This is a genomic window from Roseibium polysiphoniae (assembly GCF_014842925.1).
In the GTDB taxonomy this organism is placed as follows: Bacteria; Pseudomonadota; Alphaproteobacteria; order Rhizobiales; family Stappiaceae; genus Roseibium; species Roseibium polysiphoniae.
The window spans coordinates 209,654-235,945 of record NZ_JACYXJ010000001.1; the positions used below are offsets into that span (position 1 = coordinate 209,654).

The 26,292-nt window shown below is 62.0% G+C and carries 33 protein-coding genes; 31 read left to right on the top strand and 2 right to left on the bottom strand.

Features of this window, described 5'->3' with window-relative positions:
• The first annotated feature begins 20 nt into the window (after nt 1-20).
• From IG617_RS01000 to IG617_RS01055, 12 genes are all read left to right on the top strand, one after another.
• Entirely contained in the window at nt 21-1,262 is a 1,242-nt protein-coding gene (locus IG617_RS01000; RefSeq protein WP_192106516.1) for a phage portal protein, read from the top strand.
• The gene (locus IG617_RS01005) at nt 1,259-1,537 is read left to right on the top strand and encodes a hypothetical protein (RefSeq protein ID WP_192107443.1); all 279 of its coding nucleotides are present in this window, start codon (nt 1,259-1,261) and stop codon (nt 1,535-1,537) included. The genes IG617_RS01000 and IG617_RS01005 overlap by 4 nt, the downstream gene beginning before the upstream one ends.
• A 21-nt stretch (nt 1,538-1,558) precedes the next feature.
• Nucleotides 1,559-1,759: a hypothetical protein gene (locus tag IG617_RS01010; protein WP_192106518.1), complete on the top strand. Its 201-nt coding sequence runs from the start codon at nt 1,559-1,561 to the stop codon at nt 1,757-1,759.
• A complete protein-coding gene (locus IG617_RS01015; protein WP_192106520.1) occupies nt 1,756-2,232 on the top strand; it encodes an HK97 family phage prohead protease in 477 nt (158 codons plus the stop codon). The genes IG617_RS01010 and IG617_RS01015 overlap by 4 nt, the downstream gene beginning before the upstream one ends.
• The gene (locus tag IG617_RS01020) at nt 2,229-3,515 is read left to right on the top strand and encodes a phage major capsid protein (RefSeq protein WP_192106522.1); all 1,287 of its coding nucleotides are present in this window, start codon (nt 2,229-2,231) and stop codon (nt 3,513-3,515) included. Before IG617_RS01015 ends, IG617_RS01020 begins: the two co-directional genes overlap by 4 nt.
• Nucleotides 3,516-3,687: 172 nt before the next feature.
• Entirely contained in the window at nt 3,688-4,257 is a 570-nt protein-coding gene (locus IG617_RS01025) for a head-tail connector protein (RefSeq protein ID WP_192106524.1), read from the top strand.
• A complete protein-coding gene (locus tag IG617_RS01030) occupies nt 4,254-4,574 on the top strand; it encodes a phage head completion protein (RefSeq protein WP_192106526.1) in 321 nt (106 codons plus the stop codon). Before IG617_RS01025 ends, IG617_RS01030 begins: the two co-directional genes overlap by 4 nt.
• Nucleotides 4,571-4,984: a DUF3168 domain-containing protein gene (locus tag IG617_RS01035; protein WP_192106528.1), complete on the top strand. Its 414-nt coding sequence runs from the start codon at nt 4,571-4,573 to the stop codon at nt 4,982-4,984. Before IG617_RS01030 ends, IG617_RS01035 begins: the two co-directional genes overlap by 4 nt.
• 34 nt (nt 4,985-5,018) lie before the next feature.
• The gene (locus IG617_RS01040; protein WP_192106530.1) at nt 5,019-5,432 is read left to right on the top strand and encodes a phage major tail protein, TP901-1 family; all 414 of its coding nucleotides are present in this window, start codon (nt 5,019-5,021) and stop codon (nt 5,430-5,432) included.
• A gap of 9 nt (nt 5,433-5,441) precedes the next feature.
• Nucleotides 5,442-5,831: a gene transfer agent family protein gene (locus tag IG617_RS01045; protein ID WP_192106532.1), complete on the top strand. Its 390-nt coding sequence runs from the start codon at nt 5,442-5,444 to the stop codon at nt 5,829-5,831.
• Nucleotides 5,831-5,986 carry a phage tail assembly chaperone gene (locus tag IG617_RS01050; RefSeq protein ID WP_192106534.1) on the top strand — a complete coding sequence of 52 codons (156 nt, stop codon included), beginning with the start codon at nt 5,831-5,833 and terminating at the stop codon, nt 5,984-5,986. Before IG617_RS01045 ends, IG617_RS01050 begins: the two co-directional genes overlap by 1 nt.
• 18 nt (nt 5,987-6,004) lie before the next feature.
• Nucleotides 6,005-6,595, top strand: a complete 591-nt coding sequence (locus IG617_RS01055) for a phage tail tape measure protein (protein ID WP_192106536.1) — start codon at nt 6,005-6,007, stop codon at nt 6,593-6,595.
• Between the two features lie 22 nt (nt 6,596-6,617).
• Here the strand turns inward: IG617_RS01055 and IG617_RS01060 are convergent, their stop codons facing one another.
• Complete coding sequence (locus IG617_RS01060; protein ID WP_192106538.1) at nt 6,618-6,872, bottom strand: HP1242/YdcH family protein; 255 nt, start codon at nt 6,870-6,872, stop codon at nt 6,618-6,620.
• 92 nt (nt 6,873-6,964) lie between these two features.
• On the opposite strand from IG617_RS01060, the gene IG617_RS01065 reads away from it, so the two are divergent.
• The 10 genes from IG617_RS01065 (at nt 6,965) to IG617_RS01110 (ending at nt 16,359) form a co-directional block, all read left to right on the top strand.
• A complete protein-coding gene (locus IG617_RS01065) occupies nt 6,965-7,600 on the top strand; it encodes a DUF2460 domain-containing protein (RefSeq protein ID WP_192106541.1) in 636 nt (211 codons plus the stop codon).
• Nucleotides 7,601-7,623: 23 nt separating this feature from the next.
• Nucleotides 7,624-8,517, top strand: coding sequence for a DUF2163 domain-containing protein (locus IG617_RS01070; protein ID WP_192106543.1), 894 nt, complete (start codon nt 7,624-7,626; stop codon nt 8,515-8,517).
• Nucleotides 8,498-8,965 carry a C40 family peptidase gene (locus tag IG617_RS01075; protein ID WP_420826132.1) on the top strand — a complete coding sequence of 156 codons (468 nt, stop codon included), beginning with the start codon at nt 8,498-8,500 and terminating at the stop codon, nt 8,963-8,965. The genes IG617_RS01070 and IG617_RS01075 overlap by 20 nt, the downstream gene beginning before the upstream one ends.
• Nucleotides 8,953-12,840, top strand: a complete 3,888-nt coding sequence (locus tag IG617_RS01080) for a baseplate multidomain protein megatron (protein WP_192106548.1) — start codon at nt 8,953-8,955, stop codon at nt 12,838-12,840. The genes IG617_RS01075 and IG617_RS01080 overlap by 13 nt, the downstream gene beginning before the upstream one ends.
• Nucleotides 12,833-13,558, top strand: coding sequence for a DUF2793 domain-containing protein (locus IG617_RS01085; RefSeq protein ID WP_192106550.1), 726 nt, complete (start codon nt 12,833-12,835; stop codon nt 13,556-13,558). Before IG617_RS01080 ends, IG617_RS01085 begins: the two co-directional genes overlap by 8 nt.
• A gap of 39 nt (nt 13,559-13,597) precedes the next feature.
• Nucleotides 13,598-14,530, top strand: a complete 933-nt coding sequence (locus IG617_RS01090; protein WP_192106553.1) for a glycoside hydrolase family protein — start codon at nt 13,598-13,600, stop codon at nt 14,528-14,530.
• A gap of 55 nt (nt 14,531-14,585) precedes the next feature.
• Complete coding sequence (locus tag IG617_RS01095; RefSeq protein ID WP_192106555.1) at nt 14,586-14,801, top strand: hypothetical protein; 216 nt, start codon at nt 14,586-14,588, stop codon at nt 14,799-14,801.
• The gene (locus IG617_RS01100) at nt 14,798-15,193 is read left to right on the top strand and encodes a hypothetical protein (protein WP_192106557.1); all 396 of its coding nucleotides are present in this window, start codon (nt 14,798-14,800) and stop codon (nt 15,191-15,193) included. The genes IG617_RS01095 and IG617_RS01100 overlap by 4 nt, the downstream gene beginning before the upstream one ends.
• 87 nt (nt 15,194-15,280) lie before the next feature.
• Nucleotides 15,281-15,652: a VOC family protein gene (locus IG617_RS01105; RefSeq protein ID WP_192106558.1), complete on the top strand. Its 372-nt coding sequence runs from the start codon at nt 15,281-15,283 to the stop codon at nt 15,650-15,652.
• An 11-nt stretch (nt 15,653-15,663) separates the two neighbouring features.
• On the top strand, nt 15,664-16,359 hold the full coding sequence (locus tag IG617_RS01110; RefSeq protein ID WP_192106559.1) for a helix-turn-helix transcriptional regulator: 696 nt from the start codon (nt 15,664-15,666) through the stop codon (nt 16,357-16,359).
• Here the strand turns inward: IG617_RS01110 and IG617_RS01115 are convergent.
• Nucleotides 16,347-17,162, bottom strand: coding sequence for a DUF1194 domain-containing protein (locus IG617_RS01115; RefSeq protein WP_209008192.1), 816 nt, complete (start codon nt 17,160-17,162; stop codon nt 16,347-16,349). The genes IG617_RS01110 and IG617_RS01115 overlap by 13 nt on opposite strands.
• A 123-nt stretch (nt 17,163-17,285) precedes the next feature.
• On the opposite strand from IG617_RS01115, the gene IG617_RS01120 reads away from it, so the two are divergent.
• The 9 genes from IG617_RS01120 (at nt 17,286) to IG617_RS01160 (ending at nt 26,273) form a co-directional block, all read left to right on the top strand.
• Nucleotides 17,286-17,549 carry a hypothetical protein gene (locus tag IG617_RS01120; protein WP_209008193.1) on the top strand — a complete coding sequence of 88 codons (264 nt, stop codon included), beginning with the start codon at nt 17,286-17,288 and terminating at the stop codon, nt 17,547-17,549.
• Nucleotides 17,550-17,582: 33 nt separating this feature from the next.
• Nucleotides 17,583-18,251, top strand: coding sequence for a response regulator transcription factor (locus IG617_RS01125; protein WP_192106560.1), 669 nt, complete (start codon nt 17,583-17,585; stop codon nt 18,249-18,251).
• Entirely contained in the window at nt 18,241-19,650 is a 1,410-nt protein-coding gene (locus IG617_RS01130; RefSeq protein ID WP_209008194.1) for an ATP-binding protein, read from the top strand. Before IG617_RS01125 ends, IG617_RS01130 begins: the two co-directional genes overlap by 11 nt.
• 156 nt (nt 19,651-19,806) lie before the next feature.
• On the top strand, nt 19,807-20,244 hold the full coding sequence (locus tag IG617_RS01135) for an RT0821/Lpp0805 family surface protein (protein ID WP_192106561.1): 438 nt from the start codon (nt 19,807-19,809) through the stop codon (nt 20,242-20,244).
• 352 nt (nt 20,245-20,596) lie between these two features.
• The gene (locus IG617_RS01140; RefSeq protein WP_192106562.1) at nt 20,597-22,009 is read left to right on the top strand and encodes a hypothetical protein; all 1,413 of its coding nucleotides are present in this window, start codon (nt 20,597-20,599) and stop codon (nt 22,007-22,009) included.
• Between the two features lie 101 nt (nt 22,010-22,110).
• Complete coding sequence (gene ccmI, locus IG617_RS01145) at nt 22,111-23,265, top strand: c-type cytochrome biogenesis protein CcmI (RefSeq protein WP_192106564.1); 1,155 nt, start codon at nt 22,111-22,113, stop codon at nt 23,263-23,265.
• 40 nt (nt 23,266-23,305) lie between these two features.
• Entirely contained in the window at nt 23,306-23,740 is a 435-nt protein-coding gene (gene ccmE, locus IG617_RS01150) for a cytochrome c maturation protein CcmE (RefSeq protein ID WP_192106566.1), read from the top strand.
• A gap of 62 nt (nt 23,741-23,802) precedes the next feature.
• Nucleotides 23,803-25,788, top strand: coding sequence for a heme lyase CcmF/NrfE family subunit (locus IG617_RS01155; protein WP_192106568.1), 1,986 nt, complete (start codon nt 23,803-23,805; stop codon nt 25,786-25,788).
• Between the two features lie 5 nt (nt 25,789-25,793).
• Complete coding sequence (locus IG617_RS01160; protein WP_192106570.1) at nt 25,794-26,273, top strand: cytochrome c-type biogenesis protein; 480 nt, start codon at nt 25,794-25,796, stop codon at nt 26,271-26,273.
• The last annotated feature ends 19 nt before the right edge of the window (nt 26,274-26,292 follow it).

Consider the following 26,292-nt stretch of genomic DNA (forward strand, 5'->3'; position numbering starts at 1 on the left):
CCGAAAAGGCATTTTAAGTCATGAGCTTGAAGACAGCACTTGAATCACTTTGGGCGCGCCCCGAAGCGGTGACGGCCGACCGGTCGCAGGAGGCGCCAGCCGAGGTCAAGGCCTCGCGCACCGGCCCCTTGCTGGCCATTCAGGGGCAGGCCCAACCAGTCTGGAGCCCGCGTGACTATGCGGCTCTCGCCCGTGAAGGTTATGCCAAGAACCCGATCGTCTACCGCGCCGTGCGCATGGTGGCCGAGGCCGCAAGCTCCGTTCCCCTGACCCTGTTTGAGGGCGAGCACGAGCTGGACACCCATCCCCTTTTGGCGCTGCTTTCCCGGCCCAACCGGCTGGAAGCGGGCGGCGATTTTCTCGAAAGCCTCTACGGCTATCTGCTGGTTGCCGGCAACGCCTATCTGGAGCAGGTGGCCGTCGATGGTGAGCCTCGCGAACTCCACGCGCTCAGGCCTGACCGGGTCAAGGTGGTGCCGGGGCCGGGCGGCTGGCCGGAAGCCTTCGACTATACGGTCGCAGGCCGGACGGTGCGCCTGGCCGCGGAGGCGGCTCCGGGCGACGAAGGTGTGGCACCGGTGCGGCATCTGAAGCTCTTCCATCCGCTCAATGATCACTATGGTTTTGCCCCCGTGGAAGCGGCCCAGATGAGCCTCGACATCCACAATGCGGCGGCCAGCTGGAACAAGGCCCTGCTCGACAATGCGGCCCGGCCCTCCGGCGCTCTGGTCTATGGCGCAGGAGATGCGGTGAACCTGTCGGCGGATCAGTTCGAACGGCTGAAGACAGAGCTGGAAAGCGGCTATCAGGGCGCGCGCAATGCGGGCCGGCCGCTGCTGCTCGAAGGCGGGCTCGACTGGAAGCCCATGGGGCTGACGCCGAAAGACATGGACTTCATCGAGGCGAAGAACCAGGCCGCGCGGGAGATCGCGCTTGCCTTCGGTGTGCCGCCCATGTTGCTCGGTATTCCAGGCGACAACACCTATGCCAATTACCAGGAAGCCAGCCGTGCCTTCTGGCGCTCCGCGGTTCTACCCCTGGTCGCCCGTACGGCCTCCGCGCTCTCCGCCTGGCTCGGCCCGGCCTATGGCGCGGATCTTCTGCTGAAGCCCGATGCGGATGCGGTCGAGGCGCTCTCGTCAGAGCGCGAAGCCCTGTGGCGCCGGGTCGGGGCAGCGGGCTTTCTGGACGACGACGAAAAACGCCTGGCGGTTGGCTATGGCCGCAAGGTGCAAGAACCGCCGGCAGGGGCAGAAGCGTGAGCGAGGAAATCACCCGCTCGGTGATCGAGCGCGGCGACCTGGCACATCTGGCGCTTTTCCTCTGGGCTGTGGCGACGACGACCTTGGCCGCATTGCTGATCCGCGAACTGACGTTCTCGAACCGACGCTTCACGCATTTCGTCGATGAAATCGCCCGCCTGAACCGGAACTTGAATCAATTTGTGAATCTCACAAGGCGAAATGGGAAGTCCTTGGACCGTCGATTCAAGGATCCGCTGCAAGCGACTCATGACGCTGGTGAAAAAACCGACTGAGCAAAACAGGGAGTTGCGATGATGTCCGAACCTTCAGGATCGCAGAAGGGTTTTGTTGTCCGGCGTTTTGCGCGCCATTTGCCTGGGCGTCTGCGTAGAAGCTTTGCGCGGTTTACCGGCGCTGACGGCGCTGGTGCCAGCCACCGCGACACCTTTCACGGCTTTGCCGAGACCTTGCATGTGCTCGCCGCCGCAGATGCGGGGCCGGAGCCGCGCAGGTGAGGCAGGCGCCGCATCAACTGGTCATCACCGGCTACGCCAGCCTGTTCGGCCAGCGCGATGGAGCTGGCGACCTTGTCAGGCGTGGAGCTTTTGCCCGCAGTCTGGCGCGCAGACGGGCGTCCGGCGTCGCCATGTTGTGGCAGCACGATCCGGCAAAGCCCATCGGCGTGTGGACCCATCTGACCGAAGACGCAAGGGGCCTGCGCGTTACCGGCCGCCTGTTGCCCGATGTTGCGCTTTCTCGCGAGGCCGCAGCTCTTGTGGCCGCCGGGGCCTTGAGCGGGCTGTCCATCGGCTTCAGGGCCCTGAAGACAGCGGGCGGGGCAGGACGCCGTGCCGGTCAGCCCACGCGCACACTGGTCGAAATCGATCTCTGGGAGGTGTCGCTCGTCACCTTTCCGCAGGTGGAGGGCGCGCGCCTGCGCCTTCTGCCGAGCAGCTCTCATCCGATACCGTCAAGGAGACCGCAATGAACACCCATGATCCTCATGCCTCATCTCTTGAAACCAAGGCCGGTACGATGCCTCCGGTCGTTGCCGCCGGCGGAGAGGACGTCGCCCGGACTTTCGATGAGTTCTTCCGCAGCTTCGAGAGCTATCGGCAGGTCAATGACGCCCGGCTCGCGGAGATGGAAGAACGCGGCAGTGCCGATGTGTTGACGCTGGAAAAGCTGGATCGTCTGGACGAGGCGCTTGACGCCACCCAGAGGCGATTAGACGACCTGACCCTGAAGAGCCGCCGTCCGGCACGCGGCGGACAGGCCGAGCGTGGACAGACAAGTCAGGCGATCGAGCACAAGGCCGCCTTTGAAAGCTATGTTCGTACCGGCCGGGAACAGGCCCTGCGCCCGCTCGAGGTCAAGGCTCTGAGCGCGTCATCCGATCCCGATGGCGGCTATCTGGTGCCCGAGGAAACCGAGGCAGGCATCCTGCGCCGCCTGTCCGAGGTCTCGCCGATCCGCGCGATCGCCGGCGTCCGTCAGGTCTCTGCTGCGACTTACAAGAAGCCTTTCTCGATCTCGGGACCGCAGACCGGCTGGGTCGGCGAAACGGCCGCACGTCCTGAAACCTCGACGCCGACACTTGCCGAACTAAGCTTCCCGGCCATGGAGCTTTACGCCATGCCCGCAGCCACAGCGAGCCTGCTCGACGATGCGGCCATCGACATGGATGCCTGGATCGCCGAAGAGGTGGAGACGGCCTTCGCCGAACAGGAGGGCGCTGCTTTCGTCAATGGCGACGGCGTGAACAAGCCAACCGGCTTCCTGTCGGTGCCCCGCGTTGCGGAAACTGCCTGGGCCTGGGGCTCGCTGGGCACCATCTCGACCGGAGAGGCAGGCGGCTTTGCAACACTCGCACCGGGCGACAAGCTGCTGGATCTAATCTATTCGCTTAAGAGCGGTTATCGCCAGAACGCCCGCTTCGTCATGAACCGGCGGACGCAAGGCGCCTTGCGCAAACTGAAGGACGGCGACGGCAACTACCTGTGGCAGCCACCGGCCAGCGCAGGCGCTGCCGCCACCTTGCTGAATTTCCCCGTCACTGAAGCCGAGGACATGCCGGACATCGCCATTGATGCCCCGGCGATCGCTTTCGGCGACTTCCGCCGCGGCTATCTGATTGTCGACCGGATGGGCGTGCGGATCCTGCGTGATCCCTATTCCGCCAAGCCTTATGTGCTGTTTTACACCACCAAGCGCGTGGGCGGCGGCGTTCAGGACTTTGATGCCATCAAGCTCCTGACCTTCTCTTCGTAAAAATAGCATTCGTATTTTTGACGATATTTTGTGCGCTGCGGCAAGCTTGGCGAAAGGCTAGGCTGCAATAGCTGTGGCTGCACGCAGTGAGTGCTTTTTTGTAACCCTCCCCACTTCGCCGGGTCCCGTTGACGGATCCGGCGTTTTTTTGTTTCAGGCAAAGGATAACGCCATGACGTCCGTCGTTGTGACGCCGCCGGCCCTTGAGCCGGTTACGGTGGCCGAGATGCGCAATCAGCTAAGGCTCACCGGTGCCCAGGAAGAAGATCTCCTGTCCGGCTTCATTCAGGCCGCCCGTCAGCAGATCGAGCGGGAAACCCGGCGTGCCTTGATCCGCCAAGGATGGCGGCTCTATCTCGAGGCGTGGCCGATGGGCCGGATCGTGTCGTTGCCGATTGCCCCGGTGCTCTCTGTCGACGAGATCACCGTCTATGATCTGGACGGCAACGGTCATGTGCTTGACCCGTCCGACTACACGCTGGATCGGTCTTCGGATCCGGCACGCATCCGCATTGGCCTTGGAGCTGGCGTGCCTTCTGCCAACTTGCTCGGGGCCGAGATCGACTTTTCCGCCGGCTATGGCGACAACGCGCAGGACGTGCCCGCGCCGCTGCGCCAGGCAATCCGTCTGCTGGCGGCACATTGGTTCGAAAACCGTGAGGCGGGGACGGACCTTGCCATGACGAGCCTGCCCCATGGGCTCGACCGGCTGATGTCGGTGAACCGGGTGCTGCAACTGTGAGGGCGGGGGCCTACCGCACGCCGGTGGCGCTTGAGCAACCGGTGCACACGGCGGCGGCCGATGGATCGGCGAGCCTTGTCTATCTGTTTGCGGGCGACGACTTCGCTCAGATCAAGCCGCTTCGCCAAAGCGAAACGCTTCGCAGCGGACGGCTCGAGGGCATCGCGACCCATCAGCTTCGCCTTCGCTACAGAGACGACCTTGCCGGTGGCTGGCGGGTCCTGTGTGGCCCGCGTGCCTTTCGCATTCTGTCGACCACGGCGGCCGATGACCGATCAAGAGAAATCATCTGCCTGGCAGAGGAGGAGGGGACATGAGCACTCATTCGCAACTGGCCCTGCGCAGCGCCCTGTTCAGCCGGCTTGCCGCCGACGCGACGCTGACCGGCCTTGTTGGCCCCGGGCGCATCTTCGATGCACCGCCAAGGGGACAAGCCTTTCCCTTTCTGGTTTTGGAGACGCTTGGCGCCCGACCCTTGCTGAACCTGCCCGAAGAAGGTCTGGTTCATGACCTCCGGCTTGCGGCCCTGTCACGCAAGGCAAGCCGCGATGAAGCGCTCGCGATCATCCAGAGGACGTCGGTGCTTGTGATGGAACCGGACCTGCTCCTTTCGGGGCACCGGCTTGTCGGACTTCAGGTGTCCGAGATGTCTTCGCGGCTTTTGCGCGATGGCCGCACCTTCCGGGCCGAATTGTCCCTGCGAGTTGTCACCGAGCCTGAAGCCTGACGCAGCCTTCAATCATCCAACAAGGACATTTGCCATGACCGCACAGGCAGGACGCGATCTGCTGCTCAAGCTGGACCAGACGTCCAGCGGAAGCTTTGAAACCGTTGCCGGGCTCCGCACCCGCAGGGTGGCGCTGAACGCGGCGACCGTGGACATCACCAATGCGGACAGCGCGGGGCGTTGGCGGGAGTTGCTGGCGCAGGCGGGCTCCCGCAGCGCAAGTCTTGCCGGCTCCGGTCTGTTCCGCGACCAGGCAAGTGACGCGGCCGTGCGTCAGATCTTCTTCGACGGGACCATCTGCCCTTGGCAGGTCATCATCCCCGATTTCGGGACGCTGGAAGGGGCATTTCAGGTCACCGCACTGGAATATGCCGGCCGTCACGACGGCGAGGTGACCTATGAGATCGCGCTGGAGTCGGCTGGGCCCATCACATTCACAGCCCTTTAGGAGGCCTGCATGGCAAATCATCTGCGCGGCGAAATCAGTGCCGGTCTCGACGGTCGCAAATGGACCCTGGTCTTGACCCTCGGGGCTCTGGCGGAACTGGAAGACGCATTTTCCTGTGAGGACCTTCAAGCCCTGGTGGATCGCTTTTCGACCGGGCGCTTTTCCGCGCGCGATCTGATCAGGATTCTCGGGGCCGGATTACGCGGTGCGGGCAATGATGTTTCCGACGACCAGCTGGCCCTGATGACATCTGCCGGCGGCGTGACCGGATATGCGGCGATCGCCGCAGATCTCCTAAGGGTGACTTTTGGCGATGGGCAAGAGGAAGCGCTCAACCTGCCTTCCTCCAAGGGGGAGGCAGGCCAGAACCAGACCGCCCCTTTCCCTGGCGCGGGTTGATGCAGGTCGCTTTCGGGCGCCTCGGCTGGTCGCCAGCCGTGTTCTGGTCGTCGACCCCGCGCGAACTTGCTGCAGCGCTGGGCTGGCAGAAATCCGCAACTGGGCTTAAGCGAAGTGTCCTCGAACGCATGATGAAGCGCCACCCGGACCGGTAGACAACAAAGGCACCTGAGATGACAGATGTTCAACTTGACGTTCCGCTGGAAGAGCTTTCAGCGTTCTCCCTGAAGATGCAGGAAATTTCACGCTCGGCGGGCAGCTTTTCAACCGCGCTCACCGGTGGCCTCAAGGCAGCTCTCGTCGATGGCAAATCGCTCGAGGCGGTCTTTCGGCAGATCGCGCTGACCACGTCGTCCCGTTTGCTCGGGTCCGCGCTGAAACCCCTGGAAGGATTGGCCGAAACGGCTTTCTCCAGCGCTTTCGGCGGTTTAACCAATGGGATCAGCGGCTCCGTGGCAGGTGCGTTGGGCGCGGTGACCCCATTTGCCAAAGGAGGCATCGTCGCGTCGCCGACCTACTTCGGTCTTGGCGGCGGCGGTGCGTCTGGCGGAATAGGGCTGGCCGGTGAAGCTGGCGCCGAAGCTATCTTGCCGCTGGTGCGCGGCAATGACGGCAGACTTGGTGTTCAGAACGGCACTGGAGCCGCGCAGCCGCGGGTCCAGATCAATGTTGCCACCAAGGATGCGGAAAGCTTTCGGCGATCCGAAACGCAGGTCTCTGCAATGGTGGCCCGCGCCGTCGGACGGGGACGGCGCGGGCTCTAACACCGGCCTGAAAAGGAGGGGCTCAGGAGCCGGTGCTCTCGCTCACCGCCAACATGGCAGCGATCTGGTCCTTGAGTGACAAACGCTTCTTCTTGAGGTCTTCCAGCGCCTCGTCCGAGGCAGGTTCGACATCGGTCTCGATGCGGTGAATTTCGCGGTTGATCGCGTGGTATTCGTCCGAAAGCTTGACGAAATGGGCGTCGTTCGCCTTGAGCGCATGCAAGGCCTCGGCGGCGTCGGGGAATTCTTCGTGCAGTTCGTGCGGTACGTGACTCATTTGGTCCTCCTTGAATGACGACCAACATGAAGAGGGTGCCTGCAAGCCACCTTGAGGCAGATCAATTGCGACCCGCTCGCAGGGGGAATTTGATGGTTTCTTTCTTGGATGAGTATTTTCCCTCAGGAGTGGCTTTTGGCGCTCTGGGAGGCCCGGAGCGGCGCACGGAAGTGGTGCTTCTGGCCTCTGGCCTTGAGGCCCGCAACGCACGCTGGGCCGACAGTCGGCGGCGCTATGACGCCTCCACCGGGATCCGGTCTCTTGTCGATCTCAGGGCTGTCCTCTCGCTGTTTGAAAGAGCGCGCGGACGGTTGTTCGGCTTCCGGTTTCGCGACCCCTTCGATCATTCGACCCGCGACGGCGGCGGTATGCCCACAGCCTTTGACCAGGAGATCGCTAACGGCGATGGGGTCACTGATACCTTTGCGTTGACCAAGACCTACGGCGAGGGCGAGGCGGCCTATGCGCGGGAAATACGCCTTGCTGATCCAGCAAGTCTGAAGGTGGCCGTCGAAAGCGCCGAGGTGACGGTCGGGGTTGATGCCTGGCTGAACGCCGAGACCGGCGAACTTGTCTTCGCCTCTCCGCCTGCCGACGGCGCGCAGATCACTGCCGGTTTTTTCTTTGACGTTCCCGTGCGCTTCGACACGGATCGGCTCGAGGTGAGCCTGACCCATTTCGAAGCGGGCGACATTCCCTCGATCCCCCTGATCGAGATCCGGATCTGACTTCCGCGAAATAGGGCGCTCTCATGAAAGACATTTCATCCGAACTTGCTGGCCATTTGGCCGGCTGGGCGACGACGCTTGCCCATTGCTGGGTGGTCACGCGCAAGGACGGTCAACGCATCGGTTTCACCGATCATGATCGATCTCTGACCGTCGATGGCCTGTCCTGCCAGCCACAGAACGGTCTGGAAACCAGCAGCCTGGCTGCTGGTCCAGGGCTTGCAACTGGCGGCGGTGACGTCAGCGGAGCGCTTTCTCTGTTCGGTCTGTCCGATGATGATCTTGAGGCGGGACTTTGGGATGGTGCAAGCGTTGAGGTCCATCTGGTCAATTGGGCGGATCCGTCCCAGACGCAGCTTCTGCGCAGAGCCCGCGTCGGCGAAGTCAGCCGAAACGGCGATGCATTTCAGGCGGAACTGCGCGGGTTGTCCCATTTGCTCGAGGTCAAGCGTGGCCGGGTCTTCGCCAGGACCTGCGATGCGGATCTCGGCGATGGCCGCTGCGGCGTTGATCTGTCAGCCCCGGCATATCAGGCCGAGGGAACGGTCACACTTGCCGGCGACCTGGGCGAACTCGAGATCGCTGGCCTGTCCGCGTTTTCGTCAGGCTGGTTCAACGGCGGGCGGCTGGAGGTTCTGACGGGCGAACACGCCGGCTTTCGGTCCGAGGTTGCCGCGCATCGGCTGGAGGAAGCCGTCGCGCGGATCGGCTTGTGGCAAGCGCCACCGTCAAGCCTTGAGACGGGAACGCAGATACGCGTTTCCGCCGGATGCGACAAGCAGGTCTCGACCTGCCGTGCAAAGTTCTCCAACGAGCTGAACTTCCAGGGCTTTCCACACATGCCCGGGACAGATTTCGTTCTCTCCTATCCGACCCGCAACACGGGCGAGAACGATGGTGGCATCCTTGTCTCCTGATACCTCCACAGTACGTGCCGCGGCTCTGAGCGAGGCGGCATCCTGGCTTGGAACGCCCTATCGGCATCAGGCCAGCTGCAAGGGCGCAGGGTGCGATTGCCTGGGTCTTCTGCGCGGCGTCTGGCGGGCGCTTTATGGCGCCGAGCCTGAACCAGTGCCTGCCTATCAGCCTGACTGGACGGCGTCCGGCACTGGCGAGAGCCTTGTCGAAGCCGCAAGGCGCTGGCTGATCGAACAGGCGCCGGACACCGCAGTGCCGGGGGACGTTCTCCTGTTTCGCTGGAGGGAGCATCTGCCCGCCCGACATGTTGCGATCGTGAGCGCACCCGGGCTGGTGATCCACGCCTATGAGCGTGTCGGCGTCGTCGAAAGCCCACTCGTGCCGGCCTGGCGTCGGCGCATTGCCCATGTGTTTTCATTTCCGGAGCAAGCCCAATGGCAACCCTGATCTTGACCGCCGCCGGACAGGCACTGGGTGGTGCGGCCGGTGGCCTTTTCGGCCTTGGCAGTCTTGGCGGAATTCTCGGCAAGGCTGCGGGCGCCGTCGCAGGGTCGGTCGTGGACCAGGGCCTGTTCGGCTCTTCGACCACCGTGGAGACGGGCCGACTTTCCGACCTCTCCGTCCAGGCCTCGAACGAAGGCACCTCCTTGCCGCGGATCTATGGCCGGGTGCGGCTGGCCGGACAGGTCATCTGGGCCACGCGATTTGAAGAAGAGGTTTCGGAGGAAAGTCAGGGTGGCAAAGGCGGTGGCTCGTCTACGACTGTACGATCCTATGCCTACTACGCCAATTTCGCGGTCGCATTGAGTGAGGGACCTATAAGCCGGGTCGCCCGGATCTGGGCTGACGGCAAGCCGCTGGACACATCCGGCATCACCATGCGGATCTACTCTGGCGCGCCGGATCAGGCACCCGATCCGCTGATATCGGGACTGCAGGGCGGCACACCGGCCTATCGGGGAACCGCCTATGTGGTGTTCGAGCGTCTGGCGCTGGAGACATTCGGCAACCGTCTGCCGCAACTGACCTTTGAAGTGATCCGGTCCGTCGAGCGTCTGGAGACAGACATCCGGGCGATCACCTTGATCCCCGGGGCAGGCGAATTCGTCTACCAGCCGACTGCCGTCAGTTCGACGCCGAGGCCCGGCGTCACCGAAAGCCTCAACCATCATGTCACGCAGGCGCCGAGCGATTGGGTCGCCTCGTTGGACGAGTTGCAGGCTCTGTGCCCGAACCTTGAAAGCGTCGCACTTGTGATCGCCTGGTTCGGCGATGATCTGAGGGCGTCACAATGCAGCATTCGCCCGAAGGTCGAGGAAAACACCAAATCCACGACTGGCGGCATCTGGTCGGTCGCGGGGCTGGCCCGTGAGGAGGCGGACGAAGTCTCAAGAATTGATGGCAAGCCCGCATTTGGCGGAACACCATCGGACGCAAGCGTGATTGCCGCGATCAAGGACCTGAAGGACCGTGGGCTTCGGGTCATGCTTTATCCGTTCGTTCTTATGGACATCCCGGCGGGCAACAGCTTGCCGGACCCCTACGGCGGGTCAGAGCAGGCCGCCTATCCCTGGCGCGGCAGGATCGTGCCCGGCGCGGATCCGGATCAGGATGCTGCAGCCTTTTTCGGCACAACAAGCGCAAGCGACTTCTCGGTTTCGGGCGACGCGATCGCCTATGGCGGCCCGGGCGAATGGTCTTACCGCCGTCATGTTTTGCACATGGCGCATTTGGCGGAAGCTGCCGGCGGGGTGGATGCCTTTCTGATCGGCTCGGAGCTGCGCGGCCTGACCAGGGCGCAGACGACATCGGGGACCTATCCGTTTGTCAGTAGCTTGATCGATCTTGCAGTCGAGGTGCGGCCGGTTTTGACAGCGGGCACAGATCTTTCCTACGCCGCCGACTGGTCCGAATATGGGGCGCATCAGGTGAGCGCTGGCGAGTTGAGGTTTCCGCTCGATCCTCTCTGGGCATCTTCCGATATCGATTTCATCGGCATCGACAACTACCTGCCCATGGCTGACATGCGCAGGGGCGGAGACCCTGATGGCAACACGGACCCTTATGACATGGAGATGCTCAAGGCGGGCATCGCCGGCGGTGAGTATTTCGACTGGTACTACGCCTCGGAGGCTGATCGCCGTTCGGGCACACGAACGCCGATTTCAGATGGGATCTACAACAAGCCCTGGGTCTACCGTGCCAAGGATCTGAGAGGCTGGTGGGAAAACCTTCATGTGGAGCGTTTTGGCGGCGTAGAAGCCGGGCAGTCGACCGATTGGGTTCCAGCCTGCAAGCCGATCCGCTTCACCGAACTTGGTGTTCCGGCCATCGACAAGGGCGCGAACCAGCCCAATGTTTTCGTCGATCCGAAGTCGTCAGAAAGCGCGCTGCCGCATTTTTCAAATGGGACCCGAGACGACCTGATCCAGCGGCGTGCGCTTGAGGCCGCTCTCAGCTTTTACGATCCTGAGGACCCGGATTTCGAGACCGGCCAGAACCCGATTTCACCGGTCTATGGCGGGCGTATGGTCGACAGCGCCAACATCCATCTGTGGACCTGGGATGCTCGGCCCTATCCGGCCTTTCCCTCCTATCTGGATGTCTGGTCCGATGGTGCCAACTGGCAGGTGGGGCACTGGCTTTCCGGTCGGCTCGGCAGCCTGACGCTAAAGGGATTTCTGGAGCACTATCTGGAAGACGAGGGCATCGCCGCGCAAGACGTGTCGGTCGGCAATGTATCCGGGACCCTGGAAGGGATCGCGGTTTCGGGGCCGGTCTCCAGCCGCCAGGTCATCGAACCGCTGCTGACGGCCTTTGGGGCGACAGCCTCCGATCGCGGCACTGACATCCGCCTGGAAGCAGCCCGGACCGACGTTGATCTGGCCCTTGCTGCCGATGATCTGGTCGATCCGGACGCCGACAAGCCGGTTTTGTCGCGCACCCGGGCGCAGGAAGGCGAACTGCCGTCGGAAGTGCGCATCGGCGCTGAAGACGTGACCGCGGACTATCAGCGCCGGATGGTGACGTCGCGCAGGCTCGAGGTCGGATCGCGCCAGATCGAGACGCTGGATCTGGCGGCAGTCAGCGCTCCTCAAGCGCTTCAGCAGGCCGCTGATCACCGGCTTGCCCGGATCTGGGGAGAACGCGAACGCGCAGAGTTTGCCTTGTCACCGGCCCGCCTTGATGTGGACCCGGGCGATGTCCTTGAGATCGCAAATGTGCCGGGCAAAAGCTTCTCGCCGCCGCTCAAGTTTCGCGTCGAAGCCATTGAAGACACGGATGTTCGCCGGATCGAAGCTGTGCGTGTCGGCGGTGCTCTGGCACCTGTCACCGCTGCGCCGGATCCGGTCGTCAAGCCATTTAAGGACGTCGTGCCGGGAGTGCCCCATGGCTTCCTGATGGACCTGCCCATTCTCTTTGACGAGGACCCCGAAGCTCCTGTTCGATTGGCGGCCTTTGCAAGTCCCTGGCCCGGCGCGCTGACGCTCATGCGCTCTGCGACCGGCAGCGGTTTTCAACCGGTATCGACCCTCGACCGTCCCGCAACGCTGGGCCAACTGGTCTCGGATCTTGCACCGGGTCCGCTTGGCCACTGGGACCATGCAAATCACATCGATGTCGAGATCTATGGCGGGCTTCTGCAGGCGCGTCCGCGAGACGCTGTTCTGGCGGGCGCAAATGCGCTGGCTGTGCGGCCGGCCGGCGGCGGTTTCGAGGTCCTGCAGTTCGTCGACGCTGAGCTGACCGGCGTCCGGACCTACCGGCTGACGACCCTCTTGCGTGGACAGGTGGGCACAGAACCGGAGATGCGGGAAGGGGCGCTGGCAGGTGCGGATGTCGTTCTTCTCGACGCTGCGACTGTTCCCTTGGTGCCGCTTTCCTCTGACCAGCTTGGCCTCGAACAGCACTACAGGTTGGTGCCCGCCGGACTAGCCGTCGATGATCCGTCTGCTCTGGTCTTCGCCCACGCTGCTTCAGGTCGCGGCGCCCTGCCGCTCGCCCCGGTTCATCTCAAGGCCCGGCGGCTGAGCGATGGCATCGAGATCAACTTTATCCGCCAGACCCGGCGTGGCGGCGACAGCTGGGCTCAGGTGGAGGTGCCTCTGGCGGAGGAGAGTGAGGCCTATGAGGTCGACATTCTTGGGATCGGTGGCGCGGTTCTCAGAACCCTCTCGTCGTCGATCCCTTCTGTTTTCTACCCGGCTTCAGACGAGGTCGCCGATTTCGGTGCCCAGGTGAGCGAGCTGAGTTTCGCCGTCTGCCAGCTGTCTGCCACGGCCGGGCGTGGCTTCCAAAGAAAGGCAACAAGTCATGTCTGAGACCCTTCGGTTTGCCCTGCCGCTTCTGGCGGCCGCGCAGGCGCAAAAGCATGTCACCCACAATGAAGCGCTGCTGACCCTTGATGCGCTGGCCCATCTGCACCTCGCCTCCCGAAGCATCGTTGTTCCGCCCGCCGCCGAGGATGGCGCGGCCTATCTTGTTGCCTCAGGCGCCTCGGGAGACTGGCTGGGCCGGGACGGAGACATTGCGCTCTGGCGCGAAGGTGTCTGGCAGTTCCATTCAGCTTTCGAAGGGCTGGTGGCCTTCGTGGCCGATGAAGAGGCCCTGATTGTTCTGACCGGTAGCGGCTGGCAGGACGTTGGTCCTCTGCTTGGACCTGATCGTTTGGTCGCGCGCTCGGAAAACGGAGCAGAAACCCGGCTGGCGGTGCTGGAAGAAGAGCTTTCCGGTCTTTCCGGCGCCTATGCCGAAACCAGCGCGCTCATTCAGGACCGGACCATCGTTTTCGGTGTCTCCTGCCGGACCATCACGACCATCAGCGGCGCTGCGTCCTACGACTGCGGCTTGGCGGGAGAGCCTTCGAAATTCGGCGGCTCACTGGGCGTTTCGGTCGGCGCGACCAATGCCGGTGTCATTGGTCCGAGCGCCTTTTACGCCCCAACGCAGGTCCGTTTGACGGCCAATGGCGGCAGCTTTTCCGGCGGCGCGGTGCGCGTTGCTGTGCACTGCCTCTTGCCGGTCGTGCCGCAGTCCTGACGGGACGCACCTGAGAAAATGATGGAAGGGAGATTTGCCATGCGGGTCAGTGAAAAAGGCGTCGCTTTCATCGCCGCGCACGAGGGGTTCGTCTCGCGGGGATACCTGGATCCGGCGGGTGTCGTAACAATCGGCTACGGGTTCACGATGCGCTCAAGGGTTTTTGCCTCCTGGTGGCTGAAGCAGCACGGCAGCCCGCTGAAAGTGGGAGACAGTCTGAGCCGCGAAGAGGCCAATCGTCTGTTGCTTACCCTGCTGGACGAAGAGTACGGCCCACCGGTTGAGCGAGCGTTGCCTCACCTGGATCAGACCCAATTCGATGCCTGTGTGTCGGTTGTCTACAACCTGGGACCAAGAGCGTTGACCTGGAAGTGGGCCAAGGCCCTGAAGGCTGGGCAGGACACGCTTGCGGCCCAGCTTCTGGCCAAGACGGGAACGACCGCTGGGGGGCGGCGCTTGCCGGGTCTCGTCCGCCGCCGCAAGGACGAGGCGGATCTTCTGCTGGACGGCAGCTATGGCTCCTTTGCCTCTGGCTCCCCCGCAACCGGGTCACTGTCCGCTGATTTCGACCAGGCTCTGAAGCTGGCACAGCAACACCTGGCGCACCTGGGTTATCGGCCCGGTTCGGCAGATGGCCTGGATGGACCGAAAACGCGCCATGCCGTTCTCGCCTTTCAGCGCGATCATCCCCCTCTCGCCATCGATGGACGCGTGGGCCCGGCCACACTGTCGGCGTTGCAGCGCAAGATAGAGCGGGGAACCAGCCATCGTGCCTCGGGGCTCACCTGCGCGGGCACGGCCGCCGCGCTGCGAACGAGCGGCTTCGACTGGGAACGAGTGCTCATTGCCGCAGGGGTGGTGCTGGCGCTGAGCCTGCTGATCGGGCTGGCCTGGCGTTACCGGGGCAAGCTTTTTACCTGGGCGCGTCGGAAAGCGTCCGTGATTCATCTGGCGCCGGCCGAGAGCCACTAAGCCCAATTTCTCTCTGCAAAGTGACGGAAAATCCGATCTGGAAAAGGAGCGGGAAATGTCTGGCTGGAAAACTCTTCTGTTCAACGGCGTCGTCGGAATTCTCGTCGTCTGCACTCAATTGGCCGAGCAGCTGAGCGCTGTCGACTTGAGTGCGATCCTGCCAGCGAACATGACGCCCTGGGTCATCGTTGCTGTCGGACTCGTCAACATCCTGCTGCGTCATGTCACAAAGGGGTCGGCTGGCTGGGTCGCAAAAAGGGGTGAGGCATGATCGCTGCGATTCTCACCTGGCTGTCCGGATCCGTGCTGGAACGCTTGCTGGCCCACGCCAGACAACGTCTCGACGGCAAAACCGAGCAGGACAGGATTGCTGCCGAACTGGCGGCTGAAGAAATCCGGGCGGAAATTGCCGCGCGCAGCGAAGCCCGGAAGGTCTTGCTGGCAGAAAACGGCCAGTTTTTCTCTGCAGGACGGCTTGGGCGACTGGTCTTTGTTCTGCCTCTTGGGCTCTGGTGGGCCGCAGTCTGTCTCGACAGTGTGTTCCGTTTTGGCTGGAAAATCGCCGAAGTTCCGGTTCTGCGCGACTGGGGCGGCGCGATCATCACCAGCCTGTTTCTGGTCGACGGCGTCAAGAGCATCAGCCGGTCGATCCGCCCGAAATAACTGCGCATGCCGGACACGCTCCTGACAGAAGGCTGTCAGGAGGCCTGTGCGACTGTCTGCCTGTTGTTTTTGACAGGAGAGACGAAAATGAGCTTTCAACCTGATGACTTCACGGTCTGGATGGAATTGCCGGTCACCGACCTCGACAAGTCCATCGACTTCTACAATGAGGTCTTTCAGACCGAACTGAACAAGATCGTCGACATGGGGCCTAATCCCGTGGCGATGTTCCCTGCCAAGAAGGATGGCGTGGCCGGGCACCTTTATCCCGGCACGCCGCCTGCAAAGGGAACCGGCCCGACCATCCATCTGTTGTGTCCGGATACGCTAGAAGCAACCATGGACCGGTTGGCAAAGGCCGGCGGCGAAGTGGTTTCGGACCCGATTGCCATCCCGGATGGCCGATTCACCTACTGCCTTGACCTTGATGGCAATTCCATCGGACTTTTCAGCCGCTGAGGAGCCCTATGATGAGACGAGCCGACCGCCTTTTCCAAATCGTGCAATATCTGCGCGGCGGCCGGCTTGTCCGCGCTCGGCAGCTGGCCGAATGGCTGGAAGTGTCCGAGCGCACGATCTACCGTGATATCGCGGACCTGCAGGCATCGGGCGTGCCGATCGATGGCGCTGCGGGCGTGGGTTACATCCTGCGCTCAGGCTTTGATCTCCCGCCACTGATGTTTTCCCGTGATGAGATCGTGGCACTGATTGCCGGGGCCCGTCTGATCCGCGCATGGGGCGGGGCGGAGATGGCGCGGGCGGCCGAAGAGGCCCTGATCAAGATCGACGCGGTTTTGCCTGACCCGATGCGCGAGCGCACAAGCTCGGTTGAGGTCCATGCCATTGCGCCGGAAATGACACCTGAGGTTCGCGAGCGGATTGATGTGCTGGAAGCTGCGAGCGATGGCCGAAAGCGGCTGACGCTTGTCTATCGCGACCGTGAGGACAAACCGTCCGAGCGCACGGTGCGTCCGCTGGGCCTGTGGTTCTGGGGCAAGGTCTGGACGCTGGTTGCCTGGTGCGAGTTGCGCACCGACTTCCGAATGTTTCGTCTGGATCGGATCGATACGATCACGGATCTACAGGACTGCTTCCGCCATGAACCGGGCAAGACGCTCAAGGACTTCTATCGCAGCATGGAAGAGCGGGGTCATCATCGCCGGTGATGGAACGGACCCATGCTGGATGCCGGTTCAGCCGATGCGAAATTCATGCTCCGGATCTCCCGCAGAAGTTTGCGTTTCATGGCCGCACGATAATTGCCGAAGCCTTTGGCCACTTCGACGAAAGCGCCAGGACCCCGGATGACCTTGTCCCGGTAGTAGGCAACCGGGTCCGGATCGGCTCCAGCGATCGCCAGGCCGTTCACCGTGATCCCGTCAAAGGCGAAGGCCCGGTAAGCCTTGTCGGCACTGAAACCTTCGTTGTTGATGCCGTCACCGGCCACGTCCACGACCCTGCGCGCGCAGGGTTCCGGCACTTTCGCCATATGGACGGCCGCAAAGCCCAGGGCGTATCCAAGCGCTGTCGGAAATTCGGTGTAGCCTCTGTCGGAGGCTGCAAGCTCAGCGGCCGCAGCGGAAATGCTGTCGTCGCTCTCCAGGAACCGCCAGTCGACCTGAACATGCTGCTGATAGCGTCCGCTCCACTCGAAGCTGGAGAACCAGATGCCGCCCAGGCCCTGGATGGCCTTGCGTACGTCGTCGTCCTTGAGCGCGCCGGAAAGGCCCTCAAGCTGGAACGTGTGCTCTTCCGGACTGACACTTGATGATCCGTCCATGGCGACGACGAGGGCCAGGGCGCACGCCGACGCAGGGACCGGTGCGGCCAGAAGCGTCGCTGCTATAAAAGCACAAGCAGCGCGTCTTTTCGTTTTCCCCAGCATCGTCTCGCCTCTCTGTTCAGCGTTCCAGCCCATTTCAAACATGGTGCCGAAAAAATCCTCGTCCCGAAAGGCTTGTTCCGTCATTCATGTCGTGTTCAGCTGGGCCCTGCTAGAAAACGGTCAAATATGACGTGATAGATGTCGGCGGCGCGGCAGATGAGGCAGAAGGTCTGCCTCTCCACAGCGCCCGACCCTGGAAGCCCGAAGGTGGTACTTTTGAAACGTGTTTTTGCCCTTCTTGTTCTGACCCTGCTGACGGCGGTGCCTGCCAGCGCGCAGTGCCTGTCCCAGGGCGAGGCGCGTCAGGCGGTTGCGAGCGGCAAGGCCGCATCGCTCGGGTCGATGAAATCGGCTGCGGGCGGGGAAATCGTCAAGGCGCAGCTGTGCATTGAAGGTGGCCGCTATGTTTATCGGCTGTCGGTTCTGGTCGGCGGCAAGGTCCAGACCAAGGTGCTGAACGCCAGCCGCTGACTTTATTGATTTTTAAGAACGACAGGATTTCAGATGCGCTTGCTCGTGGTGGAAGATGATGCCGATCTCAATCGTCAGCTGGTGACGGCGCTGGGCGAGGCGGGCTATGCGGTCGACACGGCGTTCGACGGCGAAGAAGGTCACTTTCTCGGCGATACGGAACCCTATGATGCGGTGGTGCTGGATCTCGGCCTGCCGAAACTCGACGGTCTGTCTGTCCTGGAGAACTGGCGCCGGGATGGCCGGTCCATGCCGGTCCTCATCCTGACCGCCCGCGATCGATGGTCGGACAAGGTGGCCGGCATAGATGCGGGCGCCGACGACTATGTCGCCAAGCCCTTCCACATGGAGGAGGTGCTGGCCCGTGTACGTGCGCTTGTACGCAGGGCAGCCGGCCACGCTTCCAATGAAATAACGTGCGGACTTGTGCGTCTGGACCTGCGGGCAGGGCGCGTCACCCATGATGGCAACCCCATCAAGTTGACCTCCCACGAGTATCGCCTGCTGTCCTATCTCCTGCATCATCAGGGCAAGGTCATTTCCCGCACGGAACTGACCGAGCATCTGTACGAGCAGGATTTCGATCGTGATTCCAACACCGTGGAAGTGTTTGTTGGTCGTTTGCGCAAAAAAATCGGCGCGGACATGATTGAGACCATCCGCGGACTTGGCTACCGCTTGGGCGAACCCGTTGACGAGTGAGCCGGTGCAGGGCGGACAACCCGTCGGACCAAGGCGCAAGCCGCGCTCTCTGTCCGGGCGCCTCGTTGTCGTCGCGGCCGTGTGGTCCGTGCTTGCGCTGGCGGTGGCCGGCTTCATCCTGGTCGAACTTTATCAGTCCGCCAGCGAGCGTGCGTTCGATGCTCAGCTTGATGTCTATGTGAAATCGATACTGGCCGAGATGGTGCCCGATCCGGCCGCTGGCGAAGATGCGCCTGTCCGCGAGCCCAAGGGAGTTGGCGAGCCGCGGTTTTCCTTGCCCTTGTCCGGCTGGTACTGGACGGTCGCGGAAGCGGTGAACGGCGAAAAGGTGCAATTCGCGTCTCTGTCGCTGGTCGGTGACCCGCTTGATGTCGCACCGCTTGGCTCCGCGGAAAACCGTAGTTCCTTCGGCACGGGACCGGGCAACGAAGAGGTCCGGGTGCGCCAGCAACGCATCGGGCTTGGCAGTGCGGAGTACATCATCACCGTTGCCGCCGAGACCGCGGGTTTTCGTGCCGACGTGCGTGACTTCGCCAATCAGGTGATTCTGACGCTGGTGGTGTTTGGCGCTGGTCTCGTTGGTGCGGTGTTCCTTCAGGTGCGCGTCGGCCTTAGGCCGCTTGTGCGTCTACGAGCCTCCCTTGGCGAGGTGCGGCGCGGCGAAGCCGACGAGATCGACGAGAATCTACCGGTCGAGCTGGCGCCATTGGCGGTGGAGCTCAATGCTCTGATCCATTCCAATCGCGAGATTGTCGAACGCTCCCGAACCCATGTGGGCAATTTGGCCCATGGTCTGAAAACACCCTTGAGCGTGATTTCAAATGAGGCGCGGACGGCATCCGGTCCTTTTGCCGACAAGGTCGCCGAACAGGCGACAATCATGTCGACCCAGATCCAGCATCATCTGGAGCGCGCCCGGATGGCCGCGCAAAGACGCGTCATCGGCGTCTCCTGCGAGGTCGAGCCGGTCTTGTCCCGACTAACGCGGGCCATGTCCAAGATCTACCGGGAGCGGGATGTCGAGTTGGCAGATGCCATGCCCGACGGCCTGAGGTTCAGGGGCGAACAGCAGGATCTGGAAGAGCTTGCCGGAAACCTGCTCGACAACGCCTGCAAATGGGCGAGCTCCAAAGTTGTCGTCCATGTCCGGCAATTGCAGCAGGGTGAGGCGACGCGCGAATTGTTCGAACTGATTGTCGAGGACGATGGCCCGGGCCTGTCGCAGGAAGAGCGGCGCGAGGCGGTCAAACGCGGCCGTCGGCTGGACGAGACGGTGCCTGGAACTGGGCTGGGGCTTTCCATTGTTGCTGATCTTGCAGGGCTTTACGGCGGACGGCTGGAGCTGGACCGGGCCGAGATAGGCGGCTTGCGCGCGCGGCTGATCTTGCCCTCTGTGTAACATTCCGTTACGCAATTGTGACCTCTGTCACAGTCTTTGCCCAGTCATCGGCGTAGTTCCGCCATAAAAAATGCCTATAAGTGTAAAGACTAGAGTTGATTCATTTCTAGGGCCATCATCTTCAGGGCCAATGGCGTCATGACGACGGAGCGATTAATGCGGGTTCGCACTCTTTCATGCCTCATTTTGATGACCGTCGGTCTTGGTGCCTGCAGTTCCGCGCCCGGCGGAACCCAGGGGACATGGGGAAGCCAGTTCGGTGCCAGCACCTCCGGCGTCGCGGAAGATGAAGCCAGCACGGCGATCGCTGTTCTGGTGAACAACGAATTCGGCCAGTCCCTCGAAAGATCCGACTACAAGGCAGTCGCTGAAGCCCAGAAACGGGCGCTGCGTGCACGCGCCAACGGTGTTGCCGTATCCTGGCAAAATGAGGAAACCGGTCGCAGCGGCCAGGTTCGTCCCGGGCCGGTCTACCAGGTCAACGACACATCCTGCCGGGAATTCACCCACGAGATGATCCTGAATGGCGCGGCTCTGACCTCTCGCGGCACCGCTTGCCGTCAGGAAGACGGGTCCTGGAAAACGCTCAGCTGAGGGCGCAGTAAACGGGTGAGAGGCTGACTTTCGTCCGTGTCGTCATGACTTCCTCAAGGTTATTCGGGCCATAGGACAAGTTTTCGCCAATCCCGTTGAACACGGCCATTCAGGAGCCCCGGACTGAGGGCTTCGCGGCAGCTCTCTTCAGGGCGTCTCCCTAAGTTATTGTCACCGAATGCATTTTTCGTTGCTCCATTGCAGCGCATTCGTGGTTTCTCAACCTTTGTTTAAAGGTCTGCAGATATCTTCCCGTCTGGGCGGCGCACGTTTATGTCGGCGGAAGATGTCAGAAACCGAGATTGTTACCAACAAGATCCGAAGGTATTTGCAAGAGCTCTCTCCGCGGGCTGTGGAGACACTTGTCCGAAATCTGGAGCGTGTAAAGAAATCCGGTGGTGCCGACGCTCATGTCGAATTGATACTTGCGGCATCACTTGATCTTCTTCGAAAACCCGATCCTCAACTGGAAGATCTGCCGCGCGGCGTGCTGCGCCGCAATCAGGTTCAGCGCCTTTTCTTCACGCCGCTTGACGAGTTCCTGATCAACGAACATCTGCCCACCAAGCAGGAAGGCCGTGTCAATCGCGCGGTGCTCAACCGTGTCTGGCAGTGGATCAGCCGCGATGTCCTGCCAAGCGACGTCAAACGCGTTTTGGATCAGGCCGAACAGGACACCGTCAGCGAAGAGCGGATGGAAACGCTGGTCAAGAGCCTGCGCAAGAGCTCCGTCGAGGCCGTCGGCGATGTGCTTCACAAGATCGAGATTTCCGACAAGGATCGGCGCCGGCTCGGCATGGAAGTGGGCGGCGAACGCGGCATCGAGGAACTCAGGGACATCAACAAGATTTTCGCGGCCGAAGGCTGGTTGATGCCCTTCCTGAAAGCTGTGCCGGAAAGTCTCGATGCGGCAGGTCTCAAGACCGGCAATGGCGTTCTGAAACTGGTCGAAAAAGCGTCGACCCGCTTTCCCGATCATATCTCGGTGGTCGCTGCAGCGCTTCTGGAGCGCGCGGACACACCTTCGGCCCTTTGCTCTTTTGCCGGACGTCTGGCGCGAAGCGATGATCCCAAGGCCATCAGCAACTCGCAGTTTTCACCCTTCGTCGATGTGGTTCTGAGTGAAGCCGAACGCCTGAACATCCTTGCTCATGAGCACCGCAACAACAATCCGGATCCCGTCGCTTTCTCCCAGGCTCTGTCGGAGTATCACAGCCTGGTGCGCGGCGTGGAACTCGACATGGACCTGTCCCACGCCGGGACTTGGCAAAAACGCCTGTCGGCGACCAAGAAAGACATTTCGGAGATCGTCACCAGCGAGCTGCGAAATGCGCACAGCGCTGTCCGCCGCTCTCTGCTGGTTCCCGGCTTTGATGAAGACGGAAAACTTGATCAGGATCAGACCGTTATCGACGAAGCGGTGCGGGCGCTTCGGGTCGTGGTCATGGTCCGAAATGCCTCGCAGACCTTTGCGGTCAATGATATTGGCAAGCGCACGCGGCAGGCGGTCGAGCAAACCCTCGAAATCCTGACAAGGTCGCTGATCAGTGATCTTCACAAGACCGATGGCAAGGAGCGGGAAGCCCACCTTGCCGCCGTTGATGTGGCAATCATGCTGTCGGAGATTTATTTCGGCGGCGACTATGCACAGCAACTTCGTCGAAGCCGTCAGACCGCCTTGAGCACCAAGATCGTCGCCAAGGCGGAAACACTTGCGCCAGGTCCTGTGAAGAAAGCCGCCGTCGGACAGATGCGCCGCCAGTAGTTTTCTGCATTGGTCGGCCTTCGGCGCCAAGTCTTTCCGCGACGGCTGGTCACATAGTCTTGCGCTTGCCTTCCTGACGCGGTCGCGCTCTATAGTGCTCCATGATGTTCTGGATCCTGATTGCTGTCATGACGGCCGCCGCCGCCCTGTCGATTCTTGTGCCACTGGCCCGCAGTGCGCGCCGGGAAGATCCCGTGGAAGCCGAGCAGACCGCCGACACGGCAGTCTACCGCCAGCAGCTTGCAGAAGTTGACCGGGACCTCGAGCGCGGATTGATCGAAACCGAAGCTGCCGTTGCCGCGCGAACTGAAATCGCCCGTCGCCTGCTGGCCGCCGATGAACGCCAGCACGGCGCTGAGACCGGAAGCAAGAGCGGTGCATTGCTTCGCCTTGCCATGGTGACCGCGCTGGTTTTCCTGCCGCTTGGTTCATTCGGGCTCTATCTCTACCTCGGCTCGCCTGATCTGCCCGATCAGCCACTGTTCGCACGCCTGTCGGAACCTGCGGAAAACCAGTCGGTCGATGTGTTGGTTGCGCGCGTTGAGCGGCATCTGTCAGAAAATCCGCAGGACGGCCAGGGGTGGAGCGTGGTGGCTCCTGTCTATATGCGCATGGGCAACCCGAAGGCCGCAGCCAACGCCTACGCCAATGCGATCCGCCTGTTGGGCGCGACCGCACAACTTGAAACGGATTTCGGCGAAGCGCTGACCGTCGCGAATGACGGCATCGTCAGCGCAGATGCGCAGGCCGCTTTCGAGCGCGCGGTTGCGCTTGAGCCGGGCGCCGTCAAACCCCGTTTCTTTCTCGCGCTGGCCCTTGGTCAGGAAGGCAAATCAGAAGAGGCAATTGCCTCCTGGTCATCCCTTCTCGAGGGCGCGGACCCGAGCGAAGCCTGGGTTCCGGTCGCTCAGGCGGAACTTGCCAAGCTTGGTGGAACGCAGATGGCGGGCCGGCTTGGATCAGGGGAGGCACTTCCTGGGCCAAGTGCTGAAGAGGTCGCCGCTGCAAGCGACATGACGGACCAGGACCGCACGGCCATGATCTCCGGGATGGTTGAAGGACTTGCCGAACGGCTCGATGACACCGGCGGGAGTGTTGACGAATGGCTTCGGCTGATCCGGGCATATTCCGTGCTGGGCGAAGGCGACAAGGCGGCGGCGGCGCTGACAAAAGCCCGCAAGGTCTTTGCAGAAGATACTTCGTCCTTGGGACGGATCAATGAAATGGCCGAAAAGGCCGGTATAGAAGGCTCCTGAGGGGCAGAGCTTTCGACGACGAGGAAACGGACGCGAACAAATGACAAGAAAACAAAGGCGCCTGACCATGATCGGGATCGCCGGAGCCGTTCTGGCGGTTGCGGTCGGTCTTATTCTCTTTGCGCTGAACGATCAGATCGTCTTCTTTCAAAGCCCGACTGATATTGCCGAAAAGGCAATCCCGCCAGGCCAGCGTATCCGACTGGGCGGACTGGTTGAGGAAGGCACGGTTGTGCGGTCCGATGATGCCAATGTGTCCTTCAAGGTGACCGACACGGTCAACTCGGTCTCGGTCACCTACAAGGGTATTCTTCCAGATCTTTTCCGTGAAGGGCAGGGCGTGGTGACCGAAGGCGTGATCGATGCGCGTGGAGTCTTCGTTGCCGACAACGTGTTGGCCAAGCATGATGAGAATTATGTGCCCAAGGAAGTTGCCGAGGCGCTAAAGCAACAGGGCGTTTGGCAGGGAGAATGAACCTTGCCACCCATGCTGAATCTCTTGTCGGCAAGCTAGAAACGGGAACGTGAGAACACGCCATGATCGTTGAACTTGGACATTATGCTCTCGTATTGGCTTTTGCGCTGTCACTCATCCAGTCGGTGCTGCCGATGGTTGGTGCCGTGCGCGAGGACAGCCGCCTGATGGCGATCGCTCCGCCTGTCTCGGTCGCGCTCTTCGTGCTGGTGGCCTTGTCTTTTGCCGCGCTGACAGCTGCCTACCTGAGCTCGGATTTTTCCGTCGTAAACGTCTGGGAAAACTCTCATTCGGCCAAGCCGCTGATCTACAAAATCTCCGGTGTCTGGGGCAATCACGAGGGCTCCGTCCTGCTGTGGGTGCTGATCCTTGTGTTCTTCGGTGCGCTTGTCGGGTTCTTCGGCACCAACATTCCAGCTTCCCTGCGTGCGGCCACCTTGGCGGTGCAAAGCTGGGTCACCGCCGGTTTCATCCTGTTCATTCTGGCCACCTCAAATCCCTTCAATCGGATCGCCGAAGCGCCGCTTGAGGGAAATGGCCTCAATCCGATCCTTCAGGACATCGGCCTCGCGATCCATCCGCCGCTGCTTTATGTCGGCTACGTCGGTTTCTCGATCACCTTCTCCTTTGCTGTCGCGGCCCTGATTTTGGGACGGCTTGATGCGGCCTGGGCGCGGTGGGTGCGGCCCTGGACCCTTCTGGCCTGGGTGTTCCTCACCGCCGGCATCGCGATGGGATCCTACTGGGCCTACTATGAGCTCGGCTGGGGCGGCTGGTGGTTCTGGGATCCGGTCGAGAACGCCTCCTTCATGCCATGGCTCGCAGGCACTGCCCTATTGCATTCGGCCATCGTCATGGAAAAGCGCGATGCTCTGAAAGTCTGGACTGTCCTCCTGGCAATCTTCACCTTCTCGCTTTCCCTGCTGGGCACCTTTCTCGTGCGATCGGGCGTGTTGACCAGTGTCCATGCCTTCGCAACCGATCCGGAGCGCGGCGTTTTCATTCTGGTTCTTCTGTGCCTGTTCATCGGCGGCTCGCTGACGCTCTATGCCTGGCGGGCCCCGATGCTCAAGCAGGGCGGTCTGTTCGCGCCGATCAGCCGGGAGGGGGCGCTGGTTTTGAACAACCTCTTCCTCACCGCAGCGACCGTCGCCGTCTTCGTCGGAACGCTCTACCCGCTCGCGCTGGATGTGATCACGGGCGAAAAGATTTCCGTTGGCGCGCCGTTCTTCAACCTCACCTTCGGGCCGCTGATGATCCCGCTGCTGATTGCAGTCCCATTCGGGCCGGTGCTGGCCTGGAAACGCGGCGATCTTCTTGCCGCCAGCCAGAGGCTTTACGCGGCCTTTGGCATCGCCATCCTTGCCTGTCTCTTCACGCTTTGGCTTTGGGGCTTTGAGCGTGTGATGGCGCCTCTGGGTGTCGGCCTGGCCGTCTGGGTCATGACCGGTGCCATGGTCGAGATCCTGACACGGGTGAAACTCTTCGAAGTTGGTCTGTCCCGCGGGTTCGCGCGTCTGAAGGGCCTGCCGGGCTCTGCCTGGGGCACGTCCATCGCCCATTTCGGCGTCGGTGTGACGGTCCTGGGCATTGTCACCGCATCCGCGTTTCAGGAAGAGCGTATCCTGACCATGAAGCCGGGCGACAATGTCGAACTCTCCGGCTATGAGCTGACCTTCGATGGCGTGGTGCCACGCAAGGGGCCGAACTATCGTGAGGACGTCGGGCATTTCACCGTGCGGACCGGCGGAACCATTGTTGAGAAGATGGAGCCGTCCAAGCGGCTTTACACCGCGCGCCAGATGCCGACCACGGAAGCGGCGATCATGACCTCATGGTTCTCGCAGCTCTATCTCTCGCTTGGAGAGGGACGTGACAATGGCGCGGTGGACGTTCGGGTCTACTTCAAACCGCTCGTGACGCTGATCTGGATCGGCTGCATGATCATGGCCTTCGGCGGCCTTGTCTCCATTGCCGACCGCCGTCTTCGTGTCGGAGCACCCAAGCCGGCGCGGCGCGCCACGCCTTCCCCACAGGCGGCGGAGTAGACCAGATGAAGCTCAAGTCCGTCTTCATGGTCTTCACCCTGGCGTTTCTCTGGCTCGGTCCGGCATGGGCGGTCGCGCCAGACGAAGTGCTCGACGATCCGGTTCTGGAGGAACGTGCCCGCGCACTGTCGGCCAACCTGCGCTGCATGGTGTGTCAGAACCAGTCGATCGACGACAGCGATGCGCCTCTGGCCAAAGACTTGCGGGTTCTGGTGCGGGAACGTCTTGTTGCCGGCGACAGCGATGCCCAGGTCATCGACTACCTGGTGTCACGCTATGGCGAATTTGTCCTGCTGAAACCGCGGTTTGCCTGGCACAATCTGGTGCTTTGGGCGGCCGGGCCTATCGCCCTTCTGGCTGGACTCGTGGGTCTCTTTCTCGCGGTCCGCCGGCGCAAGAGCGCTGTGGCAAACACAACCCCCAAGCCCTTGAGTGACGAAGAGCAGGCCCGTCTCGACAGCTTGCTGCAAGAGCCCAAATCCTAGCGGGATTGACGCTTTGAAG

Coding starts and splice junctions, on each gene's coding strand:
- IG617_RS01000 (WP_192106516.1), top strand. CDS start 21: ATGAGCTTGAAGACAGCACTTGAATCACTTTGGGCGCGCCCCGAAGCG.
- IG617_RS01010 (WP_192106518.1), top strand. CDS start 1,559: ATGTCCGAACCTTCAGGATCGCAGAAGGGTTTTGTTGTCCGGCGTTTT.
- IG617_RS01020 (WP_192106522.1), top strand. CDS start 2,229: ATGAACACCCATGATCCTCATGCCTCATCTCTTGAAACCAAGGCCGGT.
- IG617_RS01025 (WP_192106524.1), top strand. CDS start 3,688: ATGACGTCCGTCGTTGTGACGCCGCCGGCCCTTGAGCCGGTTACGGTG.
- IG617_RS01035 (WP_192106528.1), top strand. CDS start 4,571: ATGAGCACTCATTCGCAACTGGCCCTGCGCAGCGCCCTGTTCAGCCGG.
- IG617_RS01040 (WP_192106530.1), top strand. CDS start 5,019: ATGACCGCACAGGCAGGACGCGATCTGCTGCTCAAGCTGGACCAGACG.
- IG617_RS01045 (WP_192106532.1), top strand. CDS start 5,442: ATGGCAAATCATCTGCGCGGCGAAATCAGTGCCGGTCTCGACGGTCGC.
- IG617_RS01050 (WP_192106534.1), top strand. CDS start 5,831: ATGCAGGTCGCTTTCGGGCGCCTCGGCTGGTCGCCAGCCGTGTTCTGG.
- IG617_RS01055 (WP_192106536.1), top strand. CDS start 6,005: ATGACAGATGTTCAACTTGACGTTCCGCTGGAAGAGCTTTCAGCGTTC.
- IG617_RS01060 (WP_192106538.1), bottom strand. CDS start 6,872: ATGAGTCACGTACCGCACGAACTGCACGAAGAATTCCCCGACGCCGCC.
- IG617_RS01065 (WP_192106541.1), top strand. CDS start 6,965: ATGGTTTCTTTCTTGGATGAGTATTTTCCCTCAGGAGTGGCTTTTGGC.
- IG617_RS01070 (WP_192106543.1), top strand. CDS start 7,624: ATGAAAGACATTTCATCCGAACTTGCTGGCCATTTGGCCGGCTGGGCG.
- IG617_RS01080 (WP_192106548.1), top strand. CDS start 8,953: ATGGCAACCCTGATCTTGACCGCCGCCGGACAGGCACTGGGTGGTGCG.
- IG617_RS01085 (WP_192106550.1), top strand. CDS start 12,833: ATGTCTGAGACCCTTCGGTTTGCCCTGCCGCTTCTGGCGGCCGCGCAG.
- IG617_RS01090 (WP_192106553.1), top strand. CDS start 13,598: ATGCGGGTCAGTGAAAAAGGCGTCGCTTTCATCGCCGCGCACGAGGGG.
- IG617_RS01095 (WP_192106555.1), top strand. CDS start 14,586: ATGTCTGGCTGGAAAACTCTTCTGTTCAACGGCGTCGTCGGAATTCTC.
- IG617_RS01100 (WP_192106557.1), top strand. CDS start 14,798: ATGATCGCTGCGATTCTCACCTGGCTGTCCGGATCCGTGCTGGAACGC.
- IG617_RS01105 (WP_192106558.1), top strand. CDS start 15,281: ATGAGCTTTCAACCTGATGACTTCACGGTCTGGATGGAATTGCCGGTC.
- IG617_RS01110 (WP_192106559.1), top strand. CDS start 15,664: ATGAGACGAGCCGACCGCCTTTTCCAAATCGTGCAATATCTGCGCGGC.
- IG617_RS01115 (WP_209008192.1), bottom strand. CDS start 17,162: ATGACGGAACAAGCCTTTCGGGACGAGGATTTTTTCGGCACCATGTTT.
- IG617_RS01125 (WP_192106560.1), top strand. CDS start 17,583: ATGCGCTTGCTCGTGGTGGAAGATGATGCCGATCTCAATCGTCAGCTG.
- IG617_RS01135 (WP_192106561.1), top strand. CDS start 19,807: ATGCGGGTTCGCACTCTTTCATGCCTCATTTTGATGACCGTCGGTCTT.
- ccmI (WP_192106564.1), top strand. CDS start 22,111: ATGATGTTCTGGATCCTGATTGCTGTCATGACGGCCGCCGCCGCCCTG.
- ccmE (WP_192106566.1), top strand. CDS start 23,306: ATGACAAGAAAACAAAGGCGCCTGACCATGATCGGGATCGCCGGAGCC.
- IG617_RS01155 (WP_192106568.1), top strand. CDS start 23,803: ATGATCGTTGAACTTGGACATTATGCTCTCGTATTGGCTTTTGCGCTG.
- IG617_RS01160 (WP_192106570.1), top strand. CDS start 25,794: ATGAAGCTCAAGTCCGTCTTCATGGTCTTCACCCTGGCGTTTCTCTGG.